This is a genomic window from Mesorhizobium sp. M7A.F.Ca.AU.001.01.1.1, assembly GCF_004022735.1.
In the GTDB taxonomy this organism is placed as follows: domain Bacteria; phylum Pseudomonadota; class Alphaproteobacteria; order Rhizobiales; family Rhizobiaceae; genus Mesorhizobium; species Mesorhizobium ciceri.
Genome location: NZ_RZPF01000567.1, coordinates 1 through 4422 on the forward strand (window position 1 = coordinate 1; position 4422 = coordinate 4422).

A 4422-nucleotide genomic window follows, 5' to 3' on the forward strand; every position below is an offset into this window, starting at 1 on the left:
CCGTTATCTTGTGCCACCGGCGGCGGGGCGCCGCCGGTCCTGGCGTGATTGAGGATCAGTCGGGATCGTCGGCGGAGAGGGACTTGACCAGGTCTATGATCCTGCGGCGCACCTTGGCGTCGGCGATCTTGACAAAGGCCCGGTTGAGCTGAAGGCCTTCAGGGCTGCCGCAGAATTCGACAGCGAAAGCCATCGAAGCGTCCTCGGCAAATCCACGGCCCGCCACAGGCTCCTGGCCGGGCGCATCCTCAAAAAAGAAAGCGACAGGCACGCCGAGTATGGACGCGATCGCCTGCAGACGGCTGGCGCCGACGCGGTTGGTGCCCTTTTCATATTTCTGAATCTGTTGAAATGTGATGCCGAGGTTTTCTCCCAGCTTTTCCTGGCTCATTCCAAGCATGTTGCGGCGAAGCCGAATGCGACTGCCAACATGGATGTCGATCGGATTCGGTTTCTTCTTGTTATCTTCTGTCATTTTTTCCTCGCCGAATTTTTTCGGCTTTCTCTATTTTTTTTCCTGCCCAAACAAAGCCGGAGGCAACTGCCCCAACAGAACGATCCACCGGCTTCGAGAAATTTTCAGGCACTTACAGTATGAGTTTCTAATGTGTTGGCTGTCAATTCACCCGTAGCCTTTGCCTTACGTTCAACAGCGCTGCCCCAACGGCAAACAGCAACATGATCAGCATTCCGTTAATGCGCCGTTGGCCGGGAGATATGAGCGCCTGTCCGGAAATCGGTATGTGGGCATCGATGGCGCCGCGCGCGTCGATAGCAAGCGCATCGACGATGCGCCCGCGCGGATCGACGACGGCCGAGATGCCGTTGTTGGCGGCACGCACCAATGGCAATCCATTTTCCACCGCACGGATCTGGGCCTGCCTGAAATGCTGATACGGACCCGGCGTGTCGCCGAACCACGCATCATTGGTAACGTTCACAATAAGCTGCGCTGACGCAGCGTCAACTGCCACAAGATCGGGAAAGATCACCTCATAACAGATAAATGGCAGCGCACGGATGCCGTCGGGTAGCGTGATGGCGTGCCGCTCATTGCCGGCCGCGAAACTCATCGGCCCGGCAACCAGTTGCTCGATGCCGAAACGCTGGAGCAGATCGGCGAAAGGCAGGTATTCGCCGAACGGCACCAGGTGAACCTTGTCGACGGCGTCCGTGATTTCACCCTTGTCGTCGATCGCCACCACGGAGTTGTAGTAGCGGCTGTCGGCATTTGCGGCCGAGCCGCCTTCCTCGCGGACGACGCCGGCAATCAGCATCTGGCCGGGTCCGAGCATATCCCCCAGCGCCGTCAATGCGTCCGGACGCTCGGTGAAGAGGAACGGCACCGAGGTTTCGGGCCACAGGATCAGTTGCGGCTTTTGATGGCCTGGATCCGGCGCCTTGCCCGAGAGCCCCATCAGGACCGCGAAGATGCGGTCGCGCACCGAGGCATCCCATTTTTCCGACAGGTCCACGGCCGGCTGGACAATGCGGACATCCAGGCTGCGTGAAGCTGGCGATTCGGGAGCGGCAAGCCTGATATAGCCGAAGCCGACATGGGCAGCGACGAGCACGACAAACAGTGCCGCGCCGAGGCGCAGGTGCCGACGTGCCGCCAGCAGTGCCGGCAGTGCGAAGACGAACACCGCGAGCGCGTTCATGCCGATCATGCCCGTCACCGAGACGCTCTGCATCAGCAGCGGCACGGGCATGGCCGCGTAGCCGACGGCATTCCAGGGAAAACCGGTGAACAGGAAATCGCGCAGCCATTCCGCCAGGCCGAAGCCGAAGGCAAGGGCGGCGATGCGGCCAATGTCGTTGCTCCACAGCAGCCGGGCAACGATTGCCGCAAAGCCGTAGAAAAAGGCGAGCATGAAAGGAATGCCGACCACCGCGAAGGGAAGCGCCCAGGCAAAGCTGTCGGCCTCGACCAGCAGCGCCGAGCCGATCCACCAGAGGCCGGCGAGGAAATAGCCGAAACCGAACCACCAACCGACGGCGAAAGCCGGCCGCAGACGCCGGAACAGACTGCCTGAAGCTTCGCCGGTGGCGCCGTCGAGCAGCCAGACCAGCAGCGGGAACGAGACGAAACAGGCGGCGAAGAAGTCGTAAGGCGCCTGCCCAAGCACCGCGAGGGCGCCTGCGAGAAACGCCACGAGCGCACGCCGCCAACCCCAAAGCAGAATTATCCGGCCGGTGAGGCGCTCCATGCATACTTCCGAGTCGCGAATCAGGACACAAGATTTAACAGGCTGCGCTCCGCGCTCCAAACGGCGCATGGGCTAGCTGAGATGCACAGCTCCGGCCCTGCCTACCGGTGCCAACCCTCGATTTGAACGCCCCCCAGCCGCTCGGCCTCCTCGCGCTGAACCGAACGGATGGTCTGCGTGAAGGTCCAGACATGGCCCTCGGGGTCGCGTGCACGATACTGGCGCTCACCCTAGAACTGATCCGCCGGCTCCTGGATTATATCAGCGTCGAGCGCCCGCGCCTGCTCGCAATGCGCATCCAGGCCACCCTTCAGCCTGACATAGATCGACTGCGTGTTCTTGCCCGAGAGCGAAGCCGGGCTGGCGACGTAATCGCTCCATTCGGAATCGACGATGATGTAGCTGTCGCCGAACCGCATCTCTGCATGGATGAGCTTTCCCTCGGCATCGCTGACCACCATGCTGCGCTCGAAGCCGAAAGCCGCCTCGAGCCAGTCCAGCGCGGCATGCGGATCCTTGTAGAAAACACCAGAGCCCAGACTTGGATGCTTGAACGGGTCGTCGATAGTCATCGTGCGAGCGAAACGCTCACGCCTGTTCGGTGCGCGCCGTGGCACGCCGGCGACGCTCACCCTTCTGGCTCTGCACGATGCGCACGCGCTTGACGCGGCGCGGATCAGCGTCGAGGACGTGAAATTCGAAACCGGGTATGGCCTGCACCACCTCGCCGCGGGCCGGAACACGGCCAAGCGTGTTGAAAATCATGCCGCCGATGGTGTCGACATATTCGCCATGTTCACCGGCGGCGAAATCCCCGCCGATCATCTTGGCGACGTCGTCGATCTCGGCCTTGCCATCGACGATGAACACGCCGTCGCCGCTCTGGGTGATCATTGGCTCGTCGTCGTCATGCTCGTCCTCGATGTCGCCGACCACCATCTCGACGATGTCTTCCAGCGAGGCAAGGCCGTCGGTGCCGCCATATTCATCGATGACCAGCGCCATTTGCGTGCGCGTCGTCTGCATGCGAGCCATCAGGTCGGAGGCGAGCATCGACGGCGGCACGAACAGCACCGGGCGGATCAGATTGAGGTCGCCAATGGTGCGTGCGAGATCGACCTGGGCGAGATCGAGAACCGTGGCGACGGGTGCTTTCCTGGTCGAGCGGCCCTTCTTGACGCGCGCGATCTTGGTGATGTGGGCCAGCACATCACGGATATGGACCATGCCGCGCGGATCATCGAGGGTCTCTGAATAGACCGGCATGCGGGAATGGCCGGATTGCTCGAAGGTGCCCAGCAGATCGCCGAGCGTCGTCGTGATTTCGACCCCTTGAATGTCGGCGCGCGGTACCATGACGTCCTCGACGCGCACTTCGCGCAGCCGCAGGATGTTGTTGAGCATGGCGCGTTCGCCGGGCGAGAAGGCGCCGGCATCGCTCGTTGTCTCGGCAAGCGCGCCGGCGATTTCCTCCCGCAGGCTGGTTCCGTTGCGTTGCCTGAACAGGCCAAGAACGCGGTCGAACAGGGAGGGACCGGCAGGCGATGTCTCGCTGGCAGCGCTGCCGATGCTGGCAGCACCAGAGGTGCCGGCAGCAGCAGAGGTACTGCTAGCACCAGAGGCAACGGTACTCGGACTTGATCCCTCTTCCGACGTATCGGAAGCCTTGGTTGCACTGCCGGCGTCGGGGCGGGCGGCAGTCTCTGGTTTGTCGTTCATCGTCGTCCGGTCAATTGGTCAGATGTAGTTACGCGTAGGGGTCGGGAATGGCAAGCCTTGCAAGCGCCGCGCGTTCGACGGCTTCCATCGCCTCGGCCTCGGCCTCGGTCTCGTGATCGTAGCCCAGCAGATGCAGCAGGCCGTGGATGACGAGATGGGTGATATGGTTCTCGACAGGCTTGTCTTCCAGTACCGCTTCATGGGCGACCGTTTCGGCGGCCAGCACGATGTCGCCCAGCATCGGCGGCAACGGACCGCCCTGCGCAAACGGAAAAGCCGGGAAAGACAAGACGTTGGTCGGTTTGTCCTTGCCGCGCCAGCCGGCGTTGAGAACCTGGATATGGGCGTCGTCGGAAAAAACGAGACTGAGTTCGGAACGGCCCGCCACGCCGGTTTCGGCAAAAGCCGCCTTAACGGCCCGATCGACCAGCCGCGTCAGGCTTGCCTCGTCGGGCCAGTTGCCCGCCTCAACCGCTATGTCGATGTCGACGGG

4 protein-coding genes and 1 pseudogene are annotated in these 4422 nt (G+C 62.3%); all 5 read right to left on the reverse strand.

The window, feature by feature from the left end; all coding sequences use genetic code 11:
- Positions 1–55 precede the first annotated feature (55 nt).
- Complete coding sequence (locus EN884_RS27170) at positions 56–475, reverse strand: helix-turn-helix domain-containing protein (RefSeq protein WP_013527901.1); 420 nt, start codon at positions 473–475, stop codon at positions 56–58.
- Between the two features lie 142 nt (positions 476–617).
- A complete protein-coding gene (gene lnt, locus EN884_RS27175) occupies positions 618–2210 on the reverse strand; it encodes an apolipoprotein N-acyltransferase (RefSeq protein WP_063169993.1) in 1593 nt (530 codons plus the stop codon).
- 101 nt (positions 2211–2311) lie between these two features.
- Positions 2312–2782 (reverse strand): annotated as a pseudogene (locus EN884_RS27180) (VOC family protein).
- A 16-nt stretch (positions 2783–2798) separates the two neighbouring features.
- The gene (locus EN884_RS27185; RefSeq protein WP_063169992.1) at positions 2799–3929 is read right to left on the reverse strand and encodes a hemolysin family protein; all 1131 of its coding nucleotides are present in this window, start codon (positions 3927–3929) and stop codon (positions 2799–2801) included.
- A 28-nt stretch (positions 3930–3957) separates the two neighbouring features.
- Positions 3958–4422: rRNA maturation RNase YbeY (gene ybeY, locus EN884_RS27190; RefSeq protein ID WP_128360837.1), on the reverse strand; the 465-nt coding region annotated here is incomplete at its 5' end.

What these genes read in the sequence shown, in the direction of transcription:
- EN884_RS27170 (WP_013527901.1), bottom strand. Translation starts at nt 475, where the DNA reads ATGACAGAAGATAACAAGAAGAAACCGAATCCGATCGACATCCATGTT.
- lnt (WP_063169993.1), bottom strand. Translation starts at nt 2,210, where the DNA reads ATGGAGCGCCTCACCGGCCGGATAATTCTGCTTTGGGGTTGGCGGCGT.
- EN884_RS27185 (WP_063169992.1), bottom strand. Translation starts at nt 3,929, where the DNA reads ATGAACGACAAACCAGAGACTGCCGCCCGCCCCGACGCCGGCAGTGCA.